Source organism: Curtobacterium sp. 1310, assembly GCF_017834105.1.
Lineage (GTDB): Bacteria > Actinomycetota > Actinomycetes > Actinomycetales > Microbacteriaceae > Curtobacterium.
In genome coordinates this window covers 865,303-888,602 of sequence record NZ_JAFICY010000002.1, presented here as the reverse complement: position 1 = coordinate 888,602, position 23,300 = coordinate 865,303, and the positions used below count along the sequence as shown (strand labels likewise).

The window sequence follows — 23,300 nt, the reverse complement described above, 5'->3', positions numbered from 1 at the left end:
GGGGGGGGCGGCCGCCCCCGGGCCCCCCCCCCCCCCCCGCCGGGGCCCGCCCCGGGCGGGGGGGGGGCGGGCCGCCCCCCCCCCCCCCCGGGGGGGGGGGGGGGGGCGCCCCCCCCCCCCCCCCCCGCCTCCAGACCGGCTCAGCAACCACCCGAACGAGGGAAGCCGCATGACCACAGCTCTCTACCTCACCAGGCGCGTCCTGCAGGCGCTCGCCGTGATCCTCATCGTCACCGTCGTCGTGTTCTGCCTCCTGCACGCCCTGCCGGGCGGTCCCGCCCGCGGTGTGCTCGGTGTCTCCGCGACACCCGCGCAGATCGCCACCTTCAACCAGGCGCAGGGGCTCGACCAGCCGCTGCCGGTGCAGTACGTCCGGTTCCTCGGGCGGCTGCTCTCCGGGGACCTCGGCATCTCCTACACGCTCAACGAGCCCGTCGGGCAGCTCATCGTCGAGCGCCTGCCGAAGACGCTCGTGCTCACCGGACTGTCCGCCGTGCTCGGACTCCTCGTCGCGATCCCGATCGGGATGCTGCAGGCCGCTCGCCGCAACGGCGCGGTCGACTACGCGGCGACCGCGCTGGCGTTCGTCTTCTACTCGACGCCGGCGTTCTTCCTGGGGCTCGTCCTCATCATCGTGTTCAGCCAGCAGCTGCCGTGGCTGCCGTCGCAGGCACCGAGCGGCACCACCCTGGCCGAGGTGTTCCAGGACCCGGCGGGCCTCGTCCTGCCCGTCCTGACCGGAGCCCTCGCGATGATCGCCGTGTTCAGTCGGTACATGCGGGCGGCGACGCTCGAGAACCTGCAGGAGGACTACGTGCGCACCGCGCGGGCCGGGGGAGCGTCGACCGCGGCGATCCTCCGGCGGCACGTGTTCCGGAACTCGCTCACCCCGGTGGTGGCGATGCTCGGCTACTACCTGCCGGTGCTCTTCGGCGGCGCACTCGTCACGGAGCAACTCTTCAACTACCCGGGCATGGGCCTGCTGTTCTGGAACGCGGCCCAGTCCTCGGACTACCCGACGTTGCTCGGCTGCGTGCTCGTCATCTCCATCGCGACCGTCGTGGGCACCCTGCTCGCCGACGTCGCGCAGTCCCTCATCGACCCGCGAGTGAAGGCGAGCCGCGCATGACCGCCGTCCAGATCGCGCCGGAGGCCCCCGGCGCCCCCGCGACCGTCGCCGCGACGGGCTGGCGTCTCGCCGTCCGTCGCTTCCGGCACAACACCCTGGCGGTCATCGGCCTCGCCGTGATCGTCGTCATCGTGCTGTTCTGCTTCGTCGGGCCGTTCGTGTACCCGACCGACCAGGTGCACACGCAACTGTCCGAGGCGAACCTCGGCCCGAGTGCCGCGCACCTCCTCGGCACCGACGCCGTCGGGCACGACGTCCTCGGTCGGCTGATGTACGGCGGCAAGGTGTCGCTGATGGTCGGCATCGCGGCCGGTGTCCTGGCGACCGTCGTCGGCACCCTGTGGGGCTCGGTCGCCGGCTACCTCGGTGGTTGGGTCGACGCCGTGATGATGCGCGTCGTCGACGCGGGCATCGCGATCCCCGCCCTGTTCATCCTGCTCGTCATCTCGGCGATCACCACCCCGGGGGTCGCCGGGCTCATCGTGATCCTCGGGCTCGTGTCGTGGCTCGTGCCCTCGCGGCTGATCCGTGCGGAGACGCTGACGCTGAAGAACCGCGACTACCTCCTGACCCTCCGTGCGATCGGCGGGTCCCACGCTCGCGCGATCGGGAAGCACCTGCTGCCGAACTCGGTCTCGACGATCGTGGTCGCTGCGACGTTCCAGGTCGCCGATGCGATCCTGCTCGTGGCCTACGTGTCGTACCTCGGCCTCGGGGTGCAGCCGCCCGCGACCGACTGGGGCGGCATGCTCTCGGCGGGACTCACCGCCGCGTACTCGGGCCGCTGGTGGTTGATCGTGCCACCGGGACTCGCCGTGATCCTCGTCGTCTGCGCGTTCAACGCCGTGGGTGACGGGCTCCGTGATGCCTTCGACGTGAGGGGCCGCTAGATGTCCGTCCTGACCACCACCGACCTCGGGGTCGTGTTCACCACGGAGACCGGTCCCGTCGACGCGGTCCGCGGCGTCTCCCTGCACGTCGACCCGGGGGAGACCCTCGCCCTCGTCGGTGAGTCCGGGTCGGGCAAGTCGACCGTGGCGCTCGCCGCGATGGGGCTGCTCTCCGGCAACGCGACGGCCCGGGGGAGCGCGGTCGTCGACGGCCACGAGGTCGTCGGGGCGACGGAGTCGTCCCTGCGCGGGCTGCGGGGCAACACCGTGTCGATGGTGTTCCAGGAACCGGCGACCGCCCTCGACCCGCTCACGCGCGTCGGCGCGCAGATCGCCGAGGTCATCCGGAACCACCGGTCGGTCTCCGCCGCCGAGGCCGCCGAGGCCGCCGTCGACCTGCTCGACCGCGTCGGCATCCCTTCGCCCGAGACCCGCGCGAAGGCCTTCCCGTTCCAGCTCTCCGGCGGACAGCGCCAGCGCGTCGTCATCGCGATGGCGATCGCCAACGAGCCGGCGCTCCTCATCGCCGACGAGCCGACGACCGCGCTCGACGTCACCGTGCAGGCAGAGATCCTCGAGCTGCTGCGCCGACTGGCGGCCGACTCGGGGACCGGTGTCCTGCTCGTCACGCACAACATGGGTGTCGTCGCGGACTTCGCCGACCGCGTGGCCGTGATGCTGCAGGGTGAGGTGGTCGAGACCGGGGGTGTCGAGGACGTCCTGCTCCGCCCCAGGCACGACTACACGAAGCGCCTCCTCGCGGCGGTCCCACGGCTCCGGGTCGCGGACACGCCGCTCCCTCCGGTCAACACGCGGTCGGCGGCCGTCGGCGCGGCGACGGAGGATCGGGCGCCGGTGGTCGACCTGCGGGACGTCTCCGTCGTCTTCGGCCGCGGCGCGCGGGCCGTCCCCGCCCTGCGCGGCATCGACGTCGCGGTGCACGCCGGCGAGACGGTCGGGCTCGTGGGCGAGTCCGGATCGGGCAAGTCCACCGCCGCCCGGGTCGCGCTCGGCCTGGTCCGGCCCACCGGTGGGAGCGTGCGGCTGTTCGACGAGGACCTCCGGCGCGTCCGCGGGGGATCGCGGCGACGACTCCGGGCGGGCATCGGCGTGGTCCTGCAGGACCCGGTGGCGTCGCTCGACGCCCGGATGTCGGTCGGCGAGTGCATCGCCGAACCCCTGGCCGTGCACCGACGCGGAACGTCGGCCGCTGAGCGTCGTCGTCGCGTGGACGAGGTGCTCGACGCCGTCCGCCTGCCGCGCGCCCTGGCCGGTCGGGCTCCCCGCGAGCTCTCCGGCGGGCAGCGCCAGCGGGTCTCGCTCGCCCGGGCACTCGTGCTCGAACCCCGGCTGCTGGTCGCCGACGAGCCGACCAGCGCCCTCGACGTCAGCGTGCAGGAGGCGGTGCTCGAGGTCCTCACCGACCTCCAGCGCGACCTCGGCTTCGCCTGCCTGTTCGTCTCCCACGACCTGGCCGTGGTGCAGCACTTCGCGCAGCGCGTCGTCGTGATGCGGCAGGGGGTGGTCGTGGAGCAGGGGACGACGGGGGAGACCCTCGTGCACCCGCAGACCGACTACACCAGGCGGCTCCTCGCGGCGGTCCCGGTGCCGGACCCGGTCGTGCAGCGCCGTCGGCGGACGGAACGGTCGGCGACCCTGTCGGCGGTCGACGCGTGAGCGCGGTGATCGCAGGGATCGACGTCGGGGGCACGAACACCAAGGTCGTCCTCACCGACGCCGACCTCGTCGTCGTCGACCGCGTCGACCTCCCGACGCCCGCGCACGAAGGCGGCGCGGCGATCGTCGGTTCGGCCCTCGACGCCGTGGCGGGACTGCTCGACCGGCACGACGCCGAGCTCGTCGGTGTCGGCGTCGGGGCCGCCGGTGTCGTCGACGCAGGGAGCGGGACGGTCCTGGTCACCGCGAACTCGTTCACCGGGTGGGCTGGCTACCGGGTCACCGAAGCGATCACCGCGGCCGTGGGGGTGCCCGCCACGCTCGACAACGACGTGAACGCCTTCCTGCTCGGCGAGGTCGCCACCGGTGCGGTCGAGGGGGAGACCGACGTGCTGGGCATGACCCTGGGCACCGGTGTCGGCGGCGCCCTCGTGCTCGGCGGGGAACTCTTCGCAGGGCCTCGTGGTGCCGCCGGGGAGATCGGCCACGTCCCCGGTTTCGGCGACGCACCGTGCACCTGCGGGCAGTCCGGGCACCTGGAGACGGTGGCCGGCGCACGCGGCATCGCCGACCGGTACGCCGAACGCTCCGGCCGTCGGGTGTCGGCGCGCGACGTGGCCGATGCCGCACGCTCCGGAGACGCTGACGCGGTCGAGGTGTTCCGGACCGCGGGGTGGGGCGTCGCCCGCGCGGCGCTGCTCGCGGCCGGGATCCTCGACGTGACCACGGTGGTCGTCGGTGGCGGCATCGCACGGTCCTGGGACCTCCTCGGACCCGCTGTGGCAGCGGCGATCACGGCGGAGCCCCCGGTCAGCGGTGCCGCGGTCCGGTTCGCGCACTCGGCCCTCGGTGCGGACGCGGTCGCCCTCGGCGCGGCTGCCCGGGTCCGAGCGCGCCTGTTCGAGGACGCCCCTGCACGCTGACCCTCAGCGCCCGAACCCGTGTCGGTGGAAGTGCGGACTGGCGCGGCCCCCGGACGAGGGTCAGGATGACCGCAGTTGCATCCTGCAACGGTGCAGGAGCCAGGAACAGAGGAGTCCCCGTGAAGCACACCCTCGCAGCGGCATTCGCCGCCGTGGCCGTCGTCGCCGGCGGCGTGTTCGCCGCCACCCCCGCCTCCGCGCTGCCCGCGGGCACCGAGGTCGTCGGCGGTGAGAAGGCACCCACCACCACCTGGGCCGTCCAGCTCGAGGCGTCCGGCGGCACCATCCCGTCCGGGTACGTCAGCAACTGCACCGGCGAGCAGATCAACGCCTCGTGGATCGTCACCGCCCGCCACTGCATCGACGGCATCGGCGCGATGAACGTCTACCACTCGAACTCCACCACGAACCGCGGCACCGCCGTCGCGGTCGACCGCGTCAGCGCCGCGCCGGCCGGGGACATCGCGCTCGTGCACCTGCGCAGCACCTACGCGCTGTCGACCTACGCCCCCCTCGACCTGACCGCCGCGGCGAAGTCGAGCGGGACCGGCGTCATCCAGGGCTACGGCCTCCGCGCGAACGCGCAGCAGTCGGACGCGCTGTACCAGGCGACCGTGTCGCTCACGGGTGCGACGCGCGACGCCTACAGCGGCAAGGCGCAGCACGTCACCGGCGTCACCGGCGCGTCGAACCACGGCGACTCCGGCGGCCCGCTCCTGGTCAACGGCAAGGTCGTCGCGGTGTGCTCCACCGGCGACAGCGCCGACCCCGGTGCGGACACGACGGCCGGGTCGAACTACGCACTGCTGTCGCAGTCGTCCTCGTGGATCCGGTCGACGGCGGGCGTCTGACCGACGCGACCCACCGACGGACGGGAGGCTCCCCACCAGCTGGTGGGGAGCCTCCCGTCCGTCACGTGGCGACGTGGGCGACGTGGGCGCTCAGGCGCCGTGTGCCTCCTCGGCGACCGGCTGCCACTCGCGCCACGTCGCGAGCCGCGACTCGTAGTCCTGCTCGGCGATGCCGAGCGGCGCCTTGCCGAAGAAGACGCGCAGCGGCGGCTGCTCGGCGTCGACGACCTTGAGGATCGCCGAGCGGGTCGCCTCGGGCTTGCCCGGGTCCGATGCGGACGGACGCTTCGAGGCGGCCTCGCGGACGTCCGCGTAGGCGTCGAGCTCCTCGCTGTGCTTCGAGGACGGACCGGACCAGTCGGTCGAGAAGCCGCCCGGCTCGACGAGGGTGACGGAGATGCCGAACCCCGCGACCTCCTGCGACAGGGACTGGGACAGGCCCTCGAGCGCCCACTTCGACGCGTGGTACGCGCCGACCGTCGGGAACGCGCTGATGCCGCCGATGCTCGAGACCTGCACGATGTGGCCCGAGCCCTGCTCGCGCATGATCGGCAGCGCCGCCTGCGTGACCCAGAGCGCGCCGAAGAAGTTCGTCTCGAGCTGCGCGCGGACCTCGTCCTCGGTGAGCTCCTCGACCATGCCGAAGTGGCCGAAGCCCGCGTTGTTCACGACCACGTCGAGCCGGCCGAAGTGCTCCGCGGCCTGCTGCACCGCAGCGGTGTCGGCGGCCTTGTCGGTGACGTCGAGCCGGATCGCGAGGAAGGTGTCCGGGTACTGCTCGACGAGTGCCTGCACGTCGTCGGTGTTCCGCGCGGTGCCGGCGACGGAGTCCCCGCGCTCCAGTGCGGCCTCCGCCCACTCGCGGCCGAAGCCCTTCGACGCTCCGGTGATGAACCAGGTCTTGGCCATTCGCTGCCTCCAGTTGCTGATCGGGTGACCGCGAGCAGGCAACGCCCGTCGCCCGGGCGCGACCTGTGTGCCCGGGTGACACGTGGCCGACTGGACCGGCACGGAGCAGCTCGCGAGCACCATGGCCCCATGAGCCAGTACGAGAAGCGCGACCCGAACTCCCTCTACCCGAAGCCGCCGTTCCCGAAGCAGGAGCAGTCGCTGCCGGGTGCCGCGTGGAAGATGGACCCGGAGCCCGACCACGGCGAGCAGAGCTACGTCGGCAAGGAACGGCTGACCGGCTTCCGCGGCATCGTGACCGGTGCCGACTCCGGCATCGGCCGCGCCGCCGCCATCGCGATGTCCCGTGAGGGTGCCGACCTCGTCCTCTCCTACCTGCCCGACGAGCAGGAGGACGCCGAGCAGGTCCGCGACCTCCTGGAGTCCGAGGGGCGCAAGGCCGTCCTCGTCCCCGGGGACATCTCCGACGAGCAGTACTGCAAGGACCTCGTGCAGAAGGCGGTCGACGAACTCGGCGGGCTCGACACCCTCGTCATGGTCGCCGGTCGCATGGACAGCAACGACGACATCCTGTCGCTGACCACCGAGCACTTCGACTCGACGTTCAAGACGAACATCTACTCGCTGTTCTGGCTGACGCAGGCCGCAGTGCCGCACCTCGAGCCCGGCTCGACGATCGTCACCACCGGCTCGATCCAGGCCGCGACGCCGTCACCGGACAAGATCGACTACGCGATCTCGAAGAGCGCCGTGAAGACCTTCACCGAAGCCGTCGCGCAGCAGCTCGCCCCGAAGGGCATCCGCGTGAACTCGGTCGCGCCGGGTCCGGTGTGGACGCCGCTGCAGCCCGGGTCCGACGACGCCGAGACCGTCGCGCACTTCGGTGAGCAGTCGCCGTTCGGTCGCCCGGGCCAGCCCGCCGAGCTCGGTGCCGCGTACGTGCACCTGGTGAGCCCGGAGTCGAGCTACCAGTCCGGTTCGACCGTCACGATCGCCGGTGGGACGCCCGCGTTCTAGACAGGACCAGCAACGGACGGGAGGCGCGGTGCCAGCTGGCACCGCGCCTCCCGTCTGCAGGTCGTCGCCTCAGCCCTGCGGCGGCGAGTACAGCTGCAGGTCGTTGCCCTCACTGTCCTTGAACGGGATGATCTTGCCCCACGGGTGCTCGCTGACGTCACCCGCGAAGTCGACGCCCTTGGCCTTGAGATCGGCGACCTCGTCCTCGATGCTGCCGTCCGGCTGGAACGACACGACCGCGCCGCCGCCGCTCGACGGGCTCGCCGACTCCCGACCGTTCAGGCCGATGAGCAGCCCGTCCGCGTCGATCTCGCTCCAGTCGTCGTCCTCGCTCTTCACCGTCAGGCCGAGCGCGTCGCGGTAGAACGCGACCGCGCGCTGCATGTCACTGACCGGTACCCAGACCGCTGCCACTCCGCTTGCCATGGTGTTCCTCTCGTCGTGCCGTCTCGTACCCGGCCGACGGTAGGTCGCCTGGTTGCGTGCGGGCACAGGCGGGGTGGTGTCCCAGTGCTCGGGTGGCAGTGTGGGCCGGGACGACGGGAGCAGGACATGGCTGGTGTGACGCACGTGGTGCTGGTGCAGTGGGACGCAGCGCGGGACGGGGTCGGCGAGCACGCCGTGCAGGCGGATGCGCTCTGCCGTGACCACCTGCCCCGCATCGACGGGGTGGAGTCGGTGCACTCCGGTCCGAGCATCAGCACCGAGGGCCTCGAAGGCGGGTTCGACTGGATGCTCACCGTGCGCTTCCGTGACCGCGAGGCGCTCGCCGGGTACCTGCCGCACCCGGAGCACCGTCCGGTCGCCGACCACATCGGCGCCGGCAGCAGCCGCGTCGTCGTGTTCGACGTCGAGGACTGAGCCGGGGACGTCCTCCGCCGGGCCACGAGCGTCAGGCTGAGCGGTCTCTGATCTGCGCGTGCCGCGCGTGCCGGGCACGGGCGGCTCTCCCTGGGACGATGGGCGGATGAGCACCGAGCCCGAGCGCCGCCGCAGGAGGGCCGACGTCGTCGGCATCCTCGAGCCGAACCCCCACCCGCTGGCGACCGTCACGATCGGCATCGGGGCCGTGGTCGTGCTGACGGTGATCGGGTTCTTCCTCGGTTCGGTGGACGCGGGGCTCGCGAAGGCGTTCAACACGCTGCACACCGGTGCGCTCGGTGCGTTCACGACGGCGGTCTACCACGTCATCAGCCCGGTGCCGGCGATCGCGATCACGTTCGTCGTCGCTGGTGTCATCTGGTGGCGGGCACGGGACCTCCGACCGGCCCTCGGATTCGGCATGACGATCGCGATCACGTGGCTGCCGTCCGCCGTCGTCAAGGAGATCGTCCACCGCGCCCGGCCCGACGTGGCGCTGCTGCCGCACCCGTTCCCCGTCCAGCCCGACCCCGGGTACCCGAGTGGCCACACGGTCTACATCACGGCGTTCGTGATCGCGCTCGTGTGGGTCGTCCGCGAGACGCGGTGGCACCAGGTCGCCCGGGTCGCCGGTGTCGCGGCGATCGTGGTCGTGTTCCTGTCGGTCTCGATCGACGCCGTGCACTACCCGACGGACGCGGCGGCCTCGATCCTCTGGGCGCTCGCGGTCGCTCCGGCGGCCCGGGTGGTGTGGGTCGACTGGGCGATGCCCCGCATCCCGTTCCTCCGCCCGCGTGAGGGCGCCGCGGTACCGCTCGGGCGCCGCCACTGAGCGGCGCACGGCCCCGCGGCCCCGCGCCGCTCCGCCCGTCTGCGCTGCGCCGCTCCGCCCGGCTGCGCTGCGCTGCTACGCCCGGCTGCGCCGCGCCGCCACGAGCGCGACGACGGCGACCACGGCGGCCGCGAGCATGACGACCGCGAGCGGCGCCGCCGTGTCCTCGCCCCCGATGCTCACGAGCGGCGACACGAGCGCCGCGAGCCCGAACTGCAGGGCGCCGAGCACGGCCGAGGCGCTGCCCGCGACCCCGGGGACCGCGCCGAGCGCCAGCGCCGTCGCGTTCCCGAGCACGAGGCCGAGCGACCCGACCGCCGTGAAGAGCGGCACCGCGAGCCAGAGGACGGGCGCCCCGGTCACGACGAGCAGCGCGAACGCCACGGTGGACGCCACCACGAGGGTGATGCCGAGCGTCAGGACGCCCTCGACCGAGCGGGTCGCGGTGAGCTTCGCCGACAGGATGCTCACGCCCATCAGCGCGAGTGCGTTCAGACCGAAGGCGAGCCCGTAGCCGACGGTGTCGAGCCCGAGCATGCCCTGGTACAGGAACGGTGACGCCGAGATGTACGCCATCATCACCGCGAACGCGAAGCCGAAGACCGCCGTGTACCCGACGAAGGTGCGCGATCGCAGCGCTCGCAGCGGGGAGCCGGATGCCACGCGCTCGGCCCGGAGCGCGTCACGCCGCGAGCGCAGGTGCGTCTCCCGCACGACGGCGAGCACGGCGACGAGCATCAGCACCGACAGGCCGAGCACGATCGTCAGCAGTCCGCGCCACCCGATCGGTCCGGTGAGCAGACCGCCGAGGAGCGGTGCCACCACGGGCGCGACCCCGCCGACGATCATCATGAGCGAGAAGGCGCGGGCGGCGGGCTTGCCGGTCGCCAGGTCGGAGATCACGGCGCGGCCGATGACCATGCCGGCCGCCCCGCCGAGTCCCTGCAGCAGCCGGGCGACGACGAGCACCGCCACGTTCGGCGCGAGCACCGCTGCGGCGCTCGCGAGGACGCAGAGCGCGGCGCCGGCGAGGAGCGGGGGCACGCGGCCGAAACGGTCCGACAGCGGCCCGAACACGAGCTGCCCCGCGGTCACACCGACCAGGAACGCCGTCAGGGTGAGCTGCACGGTCGTCGCCGAGGCGGACAGCTCCGTGGTCATCCGCGGGAACGCCGGCAGGTAGAGGTCGGTCGCGAAGGGCGCGACCGCGCTGAGCAGGCCGAGCACGAGCAGCAGGGGAGTCGTGATGCCCGTGGGGCGGGTGGAGGGCGTCGCCGTGGTGGCGCGGATGGATCCGGTGTCCGTCGTCATGGTTATGAAACCATAACTCATTGTCGCTGGACGGTACAGTGACGCCATGGCACCAGCGGTCTCCGACGACGCCCTCGCCGAGTTCGCCGACGTCGTCCTGCGCATCGGTCGCGAGGTCGACCCGCACGGCCCGCACGCGCTCGACATCGTCCCGCTGACCGGCACCGAGGCGCTCGTGATGCGCTGGGTGCACCGGAACCCGGGTGCGTCCCCGAGTGCCGTGGCCGACGCCACGGCGCTGCAGCGCAGCAACTGCAGCGTCGCGCTCCGCTCGCTCGTCGCGAAGGGCATGGTCGAGCGCCGCACCGACCCGGGCGACGCCCGGACCGTGCAGCTGCACCCCACCGCCCTCGCCCACGACAGCATCTCGCGGTTGCACGCGCACTGGGCGGGCCGGCTCCGCGCCGCCCTCGGTGGCGACGAGAGCGGCCTCGGCGCCGCGGCTGACCTGCTGGCACGCATCGACGACGGCCTGCGACGCGGCTGACGACGGCCGGGAGGCGCGTGGCGGCCCTGCCACGCGCCTCCCGGCCGACCCGTGGCAGGTCCCGACCCCGCGTGCCGTCCGGACGGGCTTGGTACCCTGGAGGGACACAACAGCAAGCAGTGTGTATCTACCGGCCGTCGGCCCCACCGACGGACAGCGGCGGCACCCGATGGGCCCGTCGCCGGATCGGCCGGGCCCCAGAAGGCACACCCCCTCATGCTCCAACCTCGACGCTCCGACGCGTCCCTCGTCTCCCTCGCCGGTCGGTGGTACTTCCCGATCGCGTTCATCGCCCGTCTGCCCTTCGCGATGATGGTCGTCGGTGTCCTCACCCTCGTCGTCGCGTCCCGTGACTCCGTCGCCCTCGGCGGCATCAACTCCGCCTTCGTCGGCATCGGCTCGGCGATCTTCGGGCCGCTCGTCGGTGCGGCCGCCGATCGCTTCGGCCAGCGGGCCGTCCTCGTCCCCGTCGGACTCGCGAACGCCGTCCTGCTCGGCGTCCTGCCGATCGTGGTCGCGAGCACCGCGCCCGACCTCGCGGTCCTGGCGATGTCGTTCCTGATCGGCGCGACCGCACCGCAGGTCGCCCCGATGTCCCGCACGCGACTCGTGGCGATCATCCGCCAGCGCATGTCCCCGGCATGCCGCGACAAGGTCTTCAGCGGCACGATGGCGTACGAGTCGGCCGCGGACGAGACCGTCTTCATCGTCGGTCCGTTCCTGGTCGGCCTGCTCGCGAGCACGATCGCGCCGTGGGTGGCCGTCGCCGGTGCGTCGGCACTGACCTTCGTCTTCGTCACCGCCTTCGCGCTGCACCCGACCGGCGCCCTCGTCGTCGGTGGGCCGGCACAGGAGACGCGCTCCCCGGCCCGGCAGCTGCTCCGTCCGCGACTCCTCGTGGTCGTCGTCGGGATCCTCGGCATCGGACTCTTCTTCGGGTCGACGCTGACCTCGCTGACGGCCTTCACGGAACAACAGGGCGAGGCGTCCCAGGCCGGCCTGCTGTACGGCGTGATGGGGATCGGATCCGCCGCACTCGCACTCGGATCGGCGGCGTTCCCACAGCGGTTCGGTGTCACCTGGCGCTGGCTCGTGTTCGGGGTCGTGCTGCTGGGCGGCGCGATCGCCTTCAGCCGGGCGGACTCCGTCGTGGCGGTCGTCCTCGTGCTCGGTGTCATGGGTATCGGCATCGGCCCGACGCTCGTCGCGCAGTACAGCCTGGGATCGGACCGGTCGCCCGTCGGCCGTTCGGCGACCACGATGACGATCCTCGGCTCGGCGGTCATCGTCGGACAGTCGGTCGCGTCGGCCGTGGTCGGCGAGGTCGCCGAGCGTGCGGGCACCGGTGCCGCGATGGCGTTCCCCGCGTACGCTGCCGCGCTGGTCGTCGTCGCCGCCGTGGCGGACCTGCTGCTCGCCCGCCGCGAGGACGCTCCGGCGGCCGCGACCGCCTGAGCCGGGATCAGCTCGGCTTCTTCGGCGTCCGGCGTCTGACCTCGGGCACGATCAGCTTCGGTACGGCTCGCAGCATGAACTTGTCGAAGTCCGGCACGGTGAAGGCAGCGTAGCCGTGCTCTGGCGTGTAGAGCAGCCCCATGTCGATGAGTTCTGCTCTGGTCGGTCCGAGTTGCGTGGACTCCCGGTGCAGGACACGGGCGACGTCCGCAGCCTTCTGCGGAAGCGGACCGAGTTCAGCCATTGCTCGGAGGTAGGCCGTCTGGAGGGTCGTGGTGCGATCGAGCCGGACACGGAAGAACGACTGGTCCAGTTTCGCGAGGTATCCCTCTCTCGCCGCGTCGACGTCGTCTGCAACGATCACCGGACCGGGAGCGATCTCCCAGACCTGGTACCCGAGTTCCTGGATGAAGTAGGGGTACCCCTTCGTGATCTCGAGCGCGAGCTCTACGGCATCCTCGCTGAAGGATGCGTCCTCGATCTCTGCCGGTCGGATCAGGGCTTCACGTGCGTCCTCCGGGTCGAGCGACCCGATCTCGGGAAAACGGAACAGGCGTTCGGCGTACGACTTCGCGTCGCCGGCGAGCTCCGCGATCTGCGGAAGGCCCGCGCCGACGAAGGTGATGGGGAGCCGTCGCTGAACGGTCTTGTGGAGTGCTTGGATCAAGGCCTCGAGTTGTGCGGCGCGCAGGAACTGGACCTCGTCGATGAGGATGGCGAGCCCCCTGCCGTGCTCCTGTACGGCCTCCCCGAGCGCAAGGAGTACATCGGTGAGGTCGAGCGTCAGGTCTCCGTGATCAGCGAGGCCCTCCGCGGGTTCAACGTCCCACGTCATCGACCAAGTCCCCTCCGCGCTCATGTTCATGCTGAACGAGGTCAGGACCTCAGCGGCACGCCGAGCCCGGTCGCTCCATCGTTTCCGGGGTGACACCTGCAGCAGTGCTGATCGGAGCAGGGAAGCCATCGTCTGTCGGAACTGGCCGTCGTCGTGCTTGCTGGCCTCGAACTCCACGACTTCCCACCGCGCCTCGCGCGCCAGGTCCGCGAAAGCGTTGAGGAGCACGGTCTTCCCCACCCCGCGCAGACCCGTCATGATCATGGACTGGTCAGTGCGGCCGCGAGCGAGGCGACGGAGGAGTACCTCGAACGAGCGCGTGTGCTCGATGCGTCCTGCGACGATCTCCGGAGTAGCACCGGCGTTGGGCGTGTACGGGTTCCTGACGCTGTCCACGCGCCGACCTTACTGGCCTTACCAGGCTTTATCTCGATTCGCTAAAGCGAAGTAAGAAATCAAAACTCTCGAGAGTGCCTCGAGCTCGGTGCAGGCTGGACTGCATGCGCATCCTCGTCCTCGGCGGTACCGCCTGGCTCGGCCGGACCGTCGTGCAGCACGCCCTCGACACCGGCCACGACGTCACGTGCGTCGCACGCGGCTCGGACGTCCCCACCGGCGCCCGGCTCGTGCGGGCCGACCGGGACCGCGACGACGCCCTGACCGGGGTCGCCAGCGAGCGATGGGACGCGGTCGTCGACGTCTCCCGCACCCCGGAGCACGTCCGTCGCGCAGCCCGCGACCTCGAGCCCGTCGCCGACCGGTACGTCTTCGTGTCGACCGTGAGCGTCTACGCCTCGCAGGCCGAGCGCGGTGCCGACGAGCACGCCGCCGTGCTCGAGCCGTCGGACGACCCCGCCGACTACGGCGCTGCGAAGGTGGCGTGCGAACGTGCGGTCCTCGACGCCTTCGGCCCCGAGCGCGCCTCGATCGCGCGGGCCGGGCTCGTCGGCGGACCGGGTGACCACACCGGACGTTCCGGCTACTGGCCGTGGCGGTTCGCCCGTGCAGCCGAGAGCGGCCGCGCGGTGGTGGTCCCGGCGCGCACGGATCGACCCACCTCGGTGATCGACGTCCGCGACCTGGCGGGATGGCTCGTCGGAGCGGCCGAGGGCCGACGAGCGGGTGTCCACGACGTCCCCGGCGAGGTCGTCACGCTGGGGCAGCACCTCGAGGGAGCACGGGCCGCAGCGGGCGTGGACGTGCCGGTCGTGGCGCTCGCGGACGAGGTGCTCCTCGCGCGCGGGGTGGCGCCCTGGGCGGGGGCGCGGTCCCTGCCGCTGTGGATCCCCGACGACGACCACCAGGGCATGAACGACCGACCGGCAGACCGCGCGCGTGCGGCAGGCCTGACACGGAGGCCACTCGCCGAGACGCTGGCAGACGTGCTCGCATGGGAGCAGCTGCAACCGGTCCACCCGCACGGCGCGGGCCTCTCGGACGACGACGAGGCTGCCGTCCGCGCCGCCGGGTGAATCGACGACCTCCCGTCCCTCGTGCCGGTGGACGGACAAGTGCCCCGGACCTCGGTCCGGGGCACTTGTTCCTCGTCGACTCGATCTGGAGCTCCTGGCGGCGACTCCCGATCAGCAGTGCGAGAGGGCGATCACTGGCGTGAGCGGTTCAGAAGGCGATGTACTTCCCGTTGTCGTAGAGCAGGAAGGACTGTGCGCTGTCCGGAACGAGGTAGGCCGTGTACCCGGTGAACTTCGATCCGGGGTAGAGGGTCGGCCCGTCGCTCATCGACGGCATCCCGTCACCGAACATGATGTACTCGCCGTCGTACCGATTGCCCTCAGGGGTCGCGAGGGAGAGATCGATCGACGCGAGCGACGGCTCGACCCCGTCCGGATCGATCCCCGTCATGGTCAGTTCCGCGATGACGTACTTGAACCCAGCAGGCGCTTCGTCGTTGAACATGTTGTACTGCGCGACGGCTGCATTCGCATTCGCATCCACGATGCGCGCCGTCAGGCTGTACTTCTCGCCGCCGAGCAGGCCCTTGGCGGTGTAAGGCTGCGGCGAGGGGTTCTCGACGGTGCCGTCCGCAGTCGGAGCTGCCTCGGAAGCCTTCTCGGGCTCGTCCGCCGCGGCCGGCGCATTCGTCTGACTCTCCTGCTCGGCGGGTTCGGACGGCTTGGCGGTCTCCGCAGACTCGACCACGCTGGAAGCCTTCGACGCGGAATCGGTGCTGTCGTCCCCGCCACCTGCCACTGCGACTCCGGTCAGGAGTGCGACGCCGCCGAGCACGAGGCCCGTGATGGCCATCTTCTTCGCGTGTCGCTTGACCAGCGCCATGATCGCCAGGACGACAGCCGTGATTGCGAGCACGAGGCCGAGCACAGGCACGAGGCCCGTGAGGAAGGCCACGATGCCGACGACGAGTGCTGCCACGGACAGTCCGTACGGCTGGTTCGCGGAACCGGGTGCTCGAACCGCCGGAGGAGCCATCTGCGCCACCGATCCGTACATCGGAGCGGCGGGTTGTTCCGGCTGGAAGGGCGGCGGAGTCTCGGACCAGTCTCGTCCGTCCCAGTAGCGTGGTTCGTTGTTGGCGTGCGGTGCTGGGTACCAGCCGGCGGGCATGTCCTGAGGCAAGGCTCGTTCTCTCGGGTCGTGGCGCAGACTGCTCGGGATGCGTTGCGCGGTGGGGGAGCTCGCTGCCGTACAGACCTGGTGGGCGTCTGGGCGGGACGTCGCTGATCGGAGCTCGAACCGGAACCGGATGTCCTGGATCCCCGACGAGTGCTCCTCGGAGAAGCTAGACGAATTCGAAGGATCTTCGCTACTTGGAAGCGTGCCCTAGAACGGGGGGGGGGGGAGGTGGAACTCGTGGACCCGTTACGGCGCCCGGCTCGTCGATCACGAGGCCGACAGGGTCAGGAGGAGCCGCGTCAGTCCTCGGTGTCGTCGACCAGCAGGTCCTCGTGCCGGTAGTCGTTCGACCGCAGCCCGGCACGCGCGATCATGTGGGTCGACACCGGCACCAGGAAGAGCTGGAACACGAGCACCGGCAGCACGACCCAGAACGCCGTCCAGGTCCACACCGCCACGACGATCGCGGCCAGGGCGAGCGCCAACCCGAGCACCTGCGGCTTCGCCATCGCGTGCAGCCGGACGAGGGGGTCCCGGAACCGGACGATGCCCACGGCGGCGCCGAACGACAGCCCCGCGGCGAGGAGCATCAGCACGAGGGCGATCCACGCACGGACGCCGGCCCCGTCGACGAAGGACTGCAGGATCTCGATCACTTCGACTCCTCCTCGGCGGCGTGCTCCGGCGTGGTCACGTCGATCCCCTCGTCGGACGGGTCCGACGAGGGCGTGACGATCCGTGCGACGGCGATGGTCGCGAAGACGCTCGTCGCCGCGATGACGACCAGCACCGGGACGCCGGTCAGGTCGCGCCGGACCACCATCGCCGCGGCGATCACCACGAGCGCGGTGGTGAGCACCATGTCGGAGCCGATCATCCGGTCGAGGATCGTCGGTCCGCGGACGATCCGCCCGACGGCCAGCGCGAGCGTGGCGCCGAGCAGGACGAGCACGAGCGCGATCCCGACGGCCATGACGACGACCGCGGCGCTCACCGGGTCACCTCCGGCAGCGGCTCGGCGAGTTCGGAGACGTCCTGCTTCGACCCGATGGCGCGGATGACGAGCTCCTCGATGCGTGCGACGGTCCGCCGCTCCTGGTCGACCTGCTCACGGCGCTCGGTGTCGAGCACGTGGATGAGCAGGCGACGGCGGGGGAGGTCGACGTCGGCGACGTACGACCCGGGCACGAGGGAGATCGCCAGGGTGGCGAGCGTGAAGGTCATCTCCGACGTGGTGTGCAGCTGCACGAGCACGATCGAGCTCTGCCGGACGCCGCGCGGTCGGACGGCCGCCCAGGCCACCCGGAACGAGGCGACGACGACGTGCCCGGCCCACACCACCAGGAACCACAGTGCGCGCGGCAGCGAGAACCGCTTCGACAGGGGGACGGGCGGCAGCGGGAGCAGCTGCGTGACGAGGAGCGCGACGACCACGCCGCACAGCAGCGTCAGGACGCTCCAGGATCCCCACAGCAGCGCCCAGAGCACGGTCAGTCCGGCGACGAGCGGCACGTCGTAGCGCCAGGCGAGGGCGATCCGTCGGGCGTTCGAGATGCGGCGGGTGTCACTCATCAGCGCCTCCGTCCGTGCTGCCCAGGACGGCCTGCACGTAGCGGTCCGGCGACTCGAGTGACTCCGCTGCGCGGGTCGCGTAACCGTAGAGCGGACCGGCGACGACGGTGAGCGCGACCGACCCGAGGACCGCCACCGTCGTGACGGCGACGAGCATCCGGGGCAGCGGCGTGTGCACCGACGGCTCGACCGCGGGGGTCTGGCCGGTGGCCGGACCGGAGGCACTGCTCGCGTGCGCCGCGTCGGTGACGGTGGTCGAGCCTCCCGGGTGGTACGCCTCGCCCGTCTCCTCGGAGACGGTCAGCGGCGCCGGTTCCGGCGACCGCAGGTGCGCGTGCGGCTCGGCCGTGCTGGCGTGCGGTGCCGCCGCCTCGGCGGCCGGCTTGGGCCGCCAGAAGGCGGCGTCCCAGACGCGCATCAGCGCGTACAGGGTGAGGAGGCTCGTCACCACGCCGGCGCCGACCGTCACCCAGGCCATCGGGGAGCCGTCCTCGGCCGCGGCGCGGAACAGGCCGAGCTTGCCGATGAACCCGGAGAACGGCGGGATGCCCCCGAGGTTGAACGCCGGGACCAGGTAGAGCGCGGCGAGGAGCGGTGCGGCCTTGAGCAGCCCGCCGAGCGACCGGGTCGAGGTCGTGCCGCCCACGCGTTCCATCACCCCCGACACCAGGAACAGCGTGGTCTGCACGACGATGTGGTGCACCGTGTAGAACACGGCCGCGGCGGTGCCGACGACGGAACCGAGCCCGACGCCCATCACCATGAAGCCGATGTGGCTGATGAGCGTGAAGGACAGCAGTCGTTTCACGTCGGTCTGCGACACGGCCCCCAGCACGCCGACGATCATCGTGAGCACCGCGACCACGAGCAGCACCGTGTTGAGCTGTGGTCTCGGGAAGATGATCGTCTCGAGCCGGATGATCGCGTAGATGCCGACCTTCGTGAGGAGTCCGGCGAACACCGCGGTGACCGGGGCCGGTGCGGTCGGGTACGAGTCCGGCAGCCAGAAGGCGAGCGGGAACACCGCGGCCTTGATGCCGAAGGCGATGAGCAGCATCGTGTGGAGCAGGAGCTGCACGTGCTCGGGGAGCCCGGCGACGCGCTCCGAGATCTGCGCGATGTTCACGGTGCCGGTCGCGCCGTAGACCAGGCCGATGGACGCGAGGAACAGCGCCGAGGCGATGAGGCTCGTGATGATGTACGTCGTGCCGGCGCGGACGCGCTGCTCGCTGCCGCCCAGGGTGATGAGCACGTAGCTCGCCACCAGGAGCATCTCGAACGCGACGTAGAGGTTGAACAGGTCGCCCGCCAGGAACGCGTCGAGCACTCCGGCGGCCAGCACCAGGTAGGTCGGGTAGTAGATCGTGACGGGGGCGTCCTCGTCGTCGGCCGCGAGTCCCTGGCCGATCGAGAAGAGCAGCACGAGCAGGAGCACGCTCGCGCTCACGGTGAGGAGCAGGGCGCTCAGCCGGTCGACGACGAGCGAGATGCCGTACGGTGCCTGCCACCCGCCGACCTGCACGACGATGGTGCCGTGCTGGTCGACGAGCACCATGAGCGTGGCGGCCACGACCACGGCCACCGCGAGCACCGCGACCGTGATGGCCCGCTGGAGCTTCTGGTGCCGCAGGAGGCCGAGCGCGATGGCGGCGCCGAGCAGCGGGACGAGGACGAGCAAGGGGACGAGCCAGGTCATCGCGAGGCCTCCTCGTTCTGGACCGCTTCGGGGTCGGTGTCGATCTCGGGGTCGTCGTCCGCGGGATCGTCGTCGCGGTCCTTGCCGATCGCGACGTCGGCCTCGTCGACCTCGACCTCGTCGGCGCGGGACAGCTTCCACGAGCGGTGGATGAGGGCGAGCAGGAACGCGCTCACCGCGAAGGTGATGACGATCGCGGTCAGGGCGAACGCCTGGGGGAGCGGGTCGGTGATGCCCTCGGACGAGCCGCCGATCGGGGGCTTGCCCGCCGCGCCGGACATGATGAGCAACAGCAGGTTCAGGGAGTTGCCGAGCAGCAGGAACCCGAGCAGCATCCGGGTCAGCGACCGCTCGAGCAGCAGGTACACGCCGCACGAGAACAGCACCGCCATCGCGATGACGAGGACCAGGGTGATGGTCATACGGCACTCCCCTCCGGGGTCGCTGCGGCGGCGTTGTCGTCGACGTCGCCCTCCGTGGTGTCGGTGATGCGCGCCCGGGAGTCCTCGAGCCGTTGCCGGTCGACCTCGGCACCGAGGCTCCGGAGCACGTCGAGGACGAGCCCGACGACCACCAGGTAGACCCCGATGTCGAAGAACGTCGCGGTGACGAACTCGACGTGCCCGAGCACGGGGACGGTCGCCTCGAAGAACGCGGAGTACAGGGCTTCCTTCCCGAAGAAGAGCGGGACGATCGCGGTCGTGGCCGCGGTGGCGACGCCCAGGCCGAGCAGGCGACCGGCGCGGACGGGCGCGGCGGCGCCGAGCTCCGCGGGACCGCCCGCCAGGTACCGACCGGCCAGCGCGATGCCGGCGACGAGTCCGCCGGCGAAGCCGCCGCCGGCCGTGTTGTGCCCGGCGAAGAGCAGGTAGAGCGAGAGCACGACGAGGCCGTGGAAGAGCAGGCGGACGACCACGTCGAGCAGGGCCGAGCGACCGGTCGGGATCGCCGCGCTCGTCGGCAGCCAGGCGCGGGGCTCGCCGTCCGGGCGGTGCTTGTCGCTCGTCACGGTCGCCGGCAGGTCGCGCAGCCGCGGCAGGGTGTCCTCGCGCGAATCGAGGAAGATCAGGCTCGCGACACCCGTGGCCGCGGCGACGACGACGGTCAGCTCACCGAGCGTGTCCCAGCCGCGCAGGTCGACGAGGGCGACGTTCACGACGTTCAGGCCGTGACCGAAGGACTTCGTGAGCGCCGGGATGTCCGGCCAGATCGGGGTGCTGTTCCGTGCCGAGGCCGCGACGACCACGACGACGGCCAGGGTGGCTCCCGCGAGGCCGGCGAACAGGGCCCGCACGATCCGGAAGCGCGACGGGTTGGCCGTGGCGATCCGCGGGGGGAGCCGGCGGAGCACCAGCACGAACGCGATGAGCGTGACGGTCTCGACCACGAGCTGGGTGAGCGCGAGGTCGACCGCACCGTGCAGGACGAAGAGCACGGACATCCCGTAGCCGGTGACGCCGACGAGCACGGCGGCGGCGAACCGGGTCTTCGCGGTCAGCACCGCGATCGCGGCGACGGCCATCACGGCGACGACCGGTACCTGGCCCCACGAGTCGGCGAAGCGCACGCGGAACGCCCACGGGCCGCCGAGCACCAGGTTCGCCAGGGCGCCGGCGACGAACACCGACAGGATCACGGTCAGGTAGTAGGGGAGCGAACCGCGCTGGACGCCGGCCGTGAGCCCGGTCGCCAGGCGGTCGAGCCCACGCATGGTCTTCCGGTAGGTGTCGGCCGCGCTCGGTGACCCGGAGAGTCGGTGCTGCAGGGCCTCGACCCGGCGTCGTGCCAGGAACAGGAGGACGCCGCCGACGAGCGTGATCGCGGAGAGGCCGAGCGCGGGCTCCAGGCCGTGCCAGAGCGCCAGGTGCGGGACCTCGCCCTCGGGCAGGGCCGCGGCGGTGGCAGCGGGTTCGACGCCGTGCGCGACGACGGGCGTGAGCAGGCCGAGCGCGAGTCCGGCGACGGCGAGGACGGACGGCACGACACCGAGTCCGTGCAGGCCGTGCGGCTCGGTGTCGGCCACGCCGGACTTCCGGGCGAACGTGCCCCAGAGGAAGCGGAGCGAGTACGCGACGGTGAGGAGCGAGCCGAGGGTCACCCCGACGAGCGCGATCCACGCCCAGGCCGCCTGCGGTCCGTGGAGCTCCTCGACGAAGCCGGTCAGGACGGCCTCCTTCGCGACGAAGCCGATCGTCGGCGGGATGCCTGCCATCGACGCGAGCGCGAGGACGCTGACCACGACGAGCCACGGCAGCTTCCGCCCGAGACCGCTGAGCTTCCGGAGGTCGCGGGTGCCGGTCGCGTGGTCGACGGCTCCGACGACCAGGAACAGCGTCGACTTGAACGTGGCGTGCGCGACGAGCAGTGCGATCCCGCCCAGGGCGACGGCCGGAGCGCCCCACCCGGCGGCGAGCACGAGGAAGCCGAGCTGCGCGACCGTCCCGTAGGCGAGCAGCAGCTTCACGTCGGTCTGGCGCAGCGCGCGGTAGCCGCCGATGAGCATGCCGAGCACACCGAGCACGGTGATCGTCTCGCGCCAGCCGGTCAGCAGCGCGAACGCCGGGGCCAGGCGGGCGACCAGGTAGATGCCGGCCTTCACCATCGCCGCGGCGTGCAGGTACGCGCTGACCGGGGTCGGCGCCGCCATCGCTGCCGGGAGCCAGAAGTGGAAGGGGACGATCGCCGACTTCGTCAGGGCGCCCAGGAGCACGAGGACCACCGCGACCGGCACGAGCGGCCCCGGACGCTCGACGAGCTCCGGTGCCTGCGCGATGATGCCCGACAGGCTCGTGGTCCCCGCGGTCACGGACAGGGCGACGAGTCCGGCGAGCATCGCCAGCCCGCCGGCGGTCGTGACGACGAGGGCCTGCATCGCGGCGGCACGGCTCGCGCGCTTGTCGGCGTCCTGCCCGATGAGCAGGTACGAGAAGACCGTCGTGGCCTCCCAGAGCACGAAGAGCACGATCACGTCGTCGGCGACGACGAGGCCGTACATCGACCCGGCGAAGGCGGTCAGGACGGACGCGAACCGGCCCAGTCCGGGCTCGTCCCGCTCGAAGTACGACGCGCAGTAGACGAGCACGAGCGCACCGACGACGGAGACCACCAGGGCGAGGACCCACGACAGGGCGTCCATCCGCAGCGACAGCGCCAGGTCGAGCTCCGGGATCCACTGCCACCGGCTCGTGACCCCGCCGTGGAGTGCGGCGTCGCTCTGGGCGATCGTCAGCACCGCGGCGGCGGCGGGGGCGAGGGCGGCGACGTAGAACACGCGGCGCCCCATCAGCGGGGTCAGGGCGGGGACGATCAGGGCGACGATCGCGAACGCGACGAGGACGGAGACCATCGGGCACCTCCTCGGGGTCGGGCTGCAGTCCGGCTCACTGGGCCCTCACAGCCTACGGAGAGGCGGATGGCAACTTCCTGAGCGACCGGACAGCCGGAGCGAGCGTTCCCTCCACTCTGCTCCGCGTCCGGCCTCAGCGACCGTGCGCCCGTGCCGGGATCTGCGTCGCGAGCTTGCCGCCGGAGACGTCCAGCAGTGTGCCCGTGACGTAGGCGGACGCGTCGCTCGCCAGGAAGACCAGGAGGTCGGCGACGTCGTCGGGCGTCTCCCACCGCCGGAGCGACAGGGTGTCGAGCAGCCGGTCCTGCTCGGCCTGCGGCATCTCGGCGAACCCGTTCATCGCGGTCGGCACCATGCCGGGCGCGTAGGCGTTCACGGTGATGCCCCACGGGCCGAGCTCCGACGCCAGCACGCGGGTGAACGAGACCACCGCGGCCTTCGACGCCGCGTAGGCCGCGCTGCCGACGCTCGGCACGATCGCCGCGAACGACGCGGCGTTGACGATCCGCCCGCGCCCGGCCGCCTGCATCACCGGCGCGACCGCCTGGCTGACCAGGAAGGTGCCCCCGAGGTTCACGTCCATGCACCGTCGCCACTCGTCCCAGCCGAGCTCGGCGACGGTCCCGGTGACGTTGATGCCCGCGTTGTTGATGAGCACGTCGACGGTGCCGTGCCGGCGGACGACCTCGTCGACGGCCGCACGCACGGAGGCCGGGTCGGCGACGTCGCACACGACACGGTCGACGCCGTCGTCACCGGCGTCGTCGAAGGCGAGGTCGAACGCGACGACGCGGCACCCCTCGGTGGCGAACCGCGCCGCGAGTGTCCGGCCGATCCCCCGGCCGGCTCCGGTGACGACCACCACGCGGTCGGTCAGGTCGAGGTGCATCGTCGCTCCCGTCGTCGGTCTGTCCCGG

Annotated in this window: 23 protein-coding genes and 1 pseudogene; 11 read left to right on the top strand and 13 right to left on the bottom strand. The window is 71.8% G+C overall.

Going from position 1 to position 23,300, the window contains the following annotated elements:
• Window positions 1-169: 169 nt before the first annotated feature.
• The 5 genes from JOD95_RS08235 (at window position 170) to JOD95_RS08215 (ending at window position 5,470) form a co-directional block, all read left to right on the top strand.
• Window positions 170-1,129 carry an ABC transporter permease gene (locus tag JOD95_RS08235; protein ID WP_209684403.1) on the top strand — a complete coding sequence of 320 codons (960 nt, stop codon included), beginning with the start codon at window positions 170-172 and terminating at the stop codon, window positions 1,127-1,129.
• A complete protein-coding gene (locus tag JOD95_RS08230) occupies window positions 1,126-2,019 on the top strand; it encodes an ABC transporter permease (protein ID WP_209684402.1) in 894 nt (297 codons plus the stop codon). The genes JOD95_RS08235 and JOD95_RS08230 overlap by 4 nt, the downstream gene beginning before the upstream one ends.
• Window positions 2,020-3,696: an ABC transporter ATP-binding protein gene (locus tag JOD95_RS08225; RefSeq protein ID WP_209684400.1), complete on the top strand. Its 1,677-nt coding sequence runs from the start codon at window positions 2,020-2,022 to the stop codon at window positions 3,694-3,696.
• Entirely contained in the window at window positions 3,693-4,619 is a 927-nt protein-coding gene (locus JOD95_RS08220; protein ID WP_209684398.1) for an ROK family protein, read from the top strand. Before JOD95_RS08225 ends, JOD95_RS08220 begins: the two co-directional genes overlap by 4 nt.
• Window positions 4,620-4,738: 119 nt before the next feature.
• A complete protein-coding gene (locus JOD95_RS08215; protein WP_209684396.1) occupies window positions 4,739-5,470 on the top strand; it encodes a trypsin-like serine protease in 732 nt (243 codons plus the stop codon).
• 90 nt (window positions 5,471-5,560) lie between these two features.
• Here the strand turns inward: JOD95_RS08215 and JOD95_RS08210 are convergent, their stop codons facing one another.
• Window positions 5,561-6,379, bottom strand: a complete 819-nt coding sequence (locus tag JOD95_RS08210) for an SDR family oxidoreductase (RefSeq protein WP_069711866.1) — start codon at window positions 6,377-6,379, stop codon at window positions 5,561-5,563.
• Between the two features lie 129 nt (window positions 6,380-6,508).
• Between JOD95_RS08210 and JOD95_RS08205 the strand changes: the two genes are divergently transcribed.
• Complete coding sequence (locus tag JOD95_RS08205; RefSeq protein ID WP_209684395.1) at window positions 6,509-7,396, top strand: SDR family oxidoreductase; 888 nt, start codon at window positions 6,509-6,511, stop codon at window positions 7,394-7,396.
• Window positions 7,397-7,465: 69 nt separating this feature from the next.
• On the opposite strand, the gene JOD95_RS08200 is transcribed toward JOD95_RS08205, so the two are convergent.
• Entirely contained in the window at window positions 7,466-7,822 is a 357-nt protein-coding gene (locus tag JOD95_RS08200; protein WP_209684393.1) for a VOC family protein, read from the bottom strand.
• 126 nt (window positions 7,823-7,948) lie between these two features.
• Here JOD95_RS08200 and JOD95_RS08195 point away from each other — a divergent pair, with 126 nt between their 5' ends.
• Window positions 7,949-8,257 (top strand): Dabb family protein, encoded by a 309-nt coding sequence (locus JOD95_RS08195; protein ID WP_081984546.1) that lies wholly within the window; start codon window positions 7,949-7,951, stop codon window positions 8,255-8,257.
• 106 nt (window positions 8,258-8,363) lie between these two features.
• A complete protein-coding gene (locus tag JOD95_RS08190) occupies window positions 8,364-9,089 on the top strand; it encodes a phosphatase PAP2 family protein (protein WP_209684391.1) in 726 nt (241 codons plus the stop codon).
• A gap of 75 nt (window positions 9,090-9,164) precedes the next feature.
• Here the strand turns inward: JOD95_RS08190 and JOD95_RS08185 are convergent, their stop codons facing one another.
• The gene (locus JOD95_RS08185) at window positions 9,165-10,400 is read right to left on the bottom strand and encodes a multidrug effflux MFS transporter (protein WP_209684389.1); all 1,236 of its coding nucleotides are present in this window, start codon (window positions 10,398-10,400) and stop codon (window positions 9,165-9,167) included.
• Window positions 10,401-10,446: 46 nt separating this feature from the next.
• Between JOD95_RS08185 and JOD95_RS08180 the strand changes: the two genes are divergently transcribed.
• Window positions 10,447-10,887, top strand: a complete 441-nt coding sequence (locus tag JOD95_RS08180) for a MarR family winged helix-turn-helix transcriptional regulator (protein ID WP_209684387.1) — start codon at window positions 10,447-10,449, stop codon at window positions 10,885-10,887.
• A 216-nt stretch (window positions 10,888-11,103) separates the two neighbouring features.
• Complete coding sequence (locus JOD95_RS08175; RefSeq protein WP_209684385.1) at window positions 11,104-12,342, top strand: MFS transporter; 1,239 nt, start codon at window positions 11,104-11,106, stop codon at window positions 12,340-12,342.
• 7 nt (window positions 12,343-12,349) lie between these two features.
• On the opposite strand, the gene JOD95_RS08170 is transcribed toward JOD95_RS08175, so the two are convergent.
• The gene (locus JOD95_RS08170; RefSeq protein ID WP_209684383.1) at window positions 12,350-13,573 is read right to left on the bottom strand and encodes an ATP-binding protein; all 1,224 of its coding nucleotides are present in this window, start codon (window positions 13,571-13,573) and stop codon (window positions 12,350-12,352) included.
• A gap of 104 nt (window positions 13,574-13,677) precedes the next feature.
• Between JOD95_RS08170 and JOD95_RS08165 the strand changes: the two genes are divergently transcribed.
• Entirely contained in the window at window positions 13,678-14,649 is a 972-nt protein-coding gene (locus JOD95_RS08165; protein WP_209684381.1) for an NAD-dependent epimerase/dehydratase family protein, read from the top strand.
• Window positions 14,650-14,797: 148 nt separating this feature from the next.
• Here the strand turns inward: JOD95_RS08165 and JOD95_RS08160 are convergent, their stop codons facing one another.
• The 9 genes and pseudogenes from JOD95_RS08160 to JOD95_RS08125 form a co-directional block, all read right to left on the bottom strand.
• Window positions 14,798-15,568 (bottom strand): DUF4190 domain-containing protein, encoded by a 771-nt coding sequence (locus tag JOD95_RS08160; RefSeq protein WP_245171635.1) that lies wholly within the window; start codon window positions 15,566-15,568, stop codon window positions 14,798-14,800.
• Window positions 15,569-15,664: 96 nt separating this feature from the next.
• A pseudogene (locus JOD95_RS17065) lies at window positions 15,665-15,760 on the bottom strand (DUF2510 domain-containing protein); the annotation flags it as partial.
• Window positions 15,761-16,068: 308 nt separating this feature from the next.
• On the bottom strand, window positions 16,069-16,425 hold the full coding sequence (locus JOD95_RS08155) for a monovalent cation/H(+) antiporter subunit G (RefSeq protein ID WP_081984549.1): 357 nt from the start codon (window positions 16,423-16,425) through the stop codon (window positions 16,069-16,071).
• Complete coding sequence (locus tag JOD95_RS08150) at window positions 16,422-16,763, bottom strand: sodium:proton antiporter (RefSeq protein WP_209684378.1); 342 nt, start codon at window positions 16,761-16,763, stop codon at window positions 16,422-16,424. Before JOD95_RS08150 ends, JOD95_RS08155 begins: the two co-directional genes overlap by 4 nt.
• Complete coding sequence (locus JOD95_RS08145) at window positions 16,760-17,341, bottom strand: Na+/H+ antiporter subunit E (RefSeq protein ID WP_066651579.1); 582 nt, start codon at window positions 17,339-17,341, stop codon at window positions 16,760-16,762. Before JOD95_RS08145 ends, JOD95_RS08150 begins: the two co-directional genes overlap by 4 nt.
• Window positions 17,334-19,037, bottom strand: a complete 1,704-nt coding sequence (locus JOD95_RS08140) for a Na+/H+ antiporter subunit D (RefSeq protein ID WP_066651581.1) — start codon at window positions 19,035-19,037, stop codon at window positions 17,334-17,336. Before JOD95_RS08140 ends, JOD95_RS08145 begins: the two co-directional genes overlap by 8 nt.
• Entirely contained in the window at window positions 19,034-19,459 is a 426-nt protein-coding gene (locus JOD95_RS08135) for a Na(+)/H(+) antiporter subunit C (RefSeq protein WP_209684376.1), read from the bottom strand. The genes JOD95_RS08140 and JOD95_RS08135 overlap by 4 nt, the downstream gene beginning before the upstream one ends.
• Window positions 19,456-22,383 carry a Na+/H+ antiporter subunit A gene (locus tag JOD95_RS08130; protein ID WP_209684374.1) on the bottom strand — a complete coding sequence of 976 codons (2,928 nt, stop codon included), beginning with the start codon at window positions 22,381-22,383 and terminating at the stop codon, window positions 19,456-19,458. The genes JOD95_RS08135 and JOD95_RS08130 overlap by 4 nt, the downstream gene beginning before the upstream one ends.
• 133 nt (window positions 22,384-22,516) lie before the next feature.
• Complete coding sequence (locus JOD95_RS08125; RefSeq protein WP_209684372.1) at window positions 22,517-23,272, bottom strand: SDR family NAD(P)-dependent oxidoreductase; 756 nt, start codon at window positions 23,270-23,272, stop codon at window positions 22,517-22,519.
• Between the last annotated feature and the right edge of the window lie 28 nt (window positions 23,273-23,300).

Bases quoted from the DNA above. Each gene is read 5' to 3' on its own strand.
- JOD95_RS08235 (WP_209684403.1), top strand. From the start codon at position 170: ATGACCACAGCTCTCTACCTCACCAGGCGCGTCCTGCAGGCGCTCGCC.
- JOD95_RS08230 (WP_209684402.1), top strand. From the start codon at position 1,126: ATGACCGCCGTCCAGATCGCGCCGGAGGCCCCCGGCGCCCCCGCGACC.
- JOD95_RS08225 (WP_209684400.1), top strand. From the start codon at position 2,020: ATGTCCGTCCTGACCACCACCGACCTCGGGGTCGTGTTCACCACGGAG.
- JOD95_RS08210 (WP_069711866.1), bottom strand. From the start codon at position 6,379: ATGGCCAAGACCTGGTTCATCACCGGAGCGTCGAAGGGCTTCGGCCGC.
- JOD95_RS08205 (WP_209684395.1), top strand. From the start codon at position 6,509: ATGAGCCAGTACGAGAAGCGCGACCCGAACTCCCTCTACCCGAAGCCG.
- JOD95_RS08200 (WP_209684393.1), bottom strand. From the start codon at position 7,822: ATGGCAAGCGGAGTGGCAGCGGTCTGGGTACCGGTCAGTGACATGCAG.
- JOD95_RS08195 (WP_081984546.1), top strand. From the start codon at position 7,949: ATGGCTGGTGTGACGCACGTGGTGCTGGTGCAGTGGGACGCAGCGCGG.
- JOD95_RS08190 (WP_209684391.1), top strand. From the start codon at position 8,364: ATGAGCACCGAGCCCGAGCGCCGCCGCAGGAGGGCCGACGTCGTCGGC.
- JOD95_RS08185 (WP_209684389.1), bottom strand. From the start codon at position 10,400: ATGACGACGGACACCGGATCCATCCGCGCCACCACGGCGACGCCCTCC.
- JOD95_RS08180 (WP_209684387.1), top strand. From the start codon at position 10,447: ATGGCACCAGCGGTCTCCGACGACGCCCTCGCCGAGTTCGCCGACGTC.
- JOD95_RS08175 (WP_209684385.1), top strand. From the start codon at position 11,104: ATGCTCCAACCTCGACGCTCCGACGCGTCCCTCGTCTCCCTCGCCGGT.
- JOD95_RS08165 (WP_209684381.1), top strand. From the start codon at position 13,678: ATGCGCATCCTCGTCCTCGGCGGTACCGCCTGGCTCGGCCGGACCGTC.
- JOD95_RS08145 (WP_066651579.1), bottom strand. From the start codon at position 17,341: ATGAGTGACACCCGCCGCATCTCGAACGCCCGACGGATCGCCCTCGCC.
- JOD95_RS08140 (WP_066651581.1), bottom strand. From the start codon at position 19,037: ATGACCTGGCTCGTCCCCTTGCTCGTCCTCGTCCCGCTGCTCGGCGCC.
- JOD95_RS08135 (WP_209684376.1), bottom strand. From the start codon at position 19,459: ATGACCATCACCCTGGTCCTCGTCATCGCGATGGCGGTGCTGTTCTCG.
- JOD95_RS08130 (WP_209684374.1), bottom strand. From the start codon at position 22,383: ATGGTCTCCGTCCTCGTCGCGTTCGCGATCGTCGCCCTGATCGTCCCC.
- JOD95_RS08125 (WP_209684372.1), bottom strand. From the start codon at position 23,272: ATGCACCTCGACCTGACCGACCGCGTGGTGGTCGTCACCGGAGCCGGC.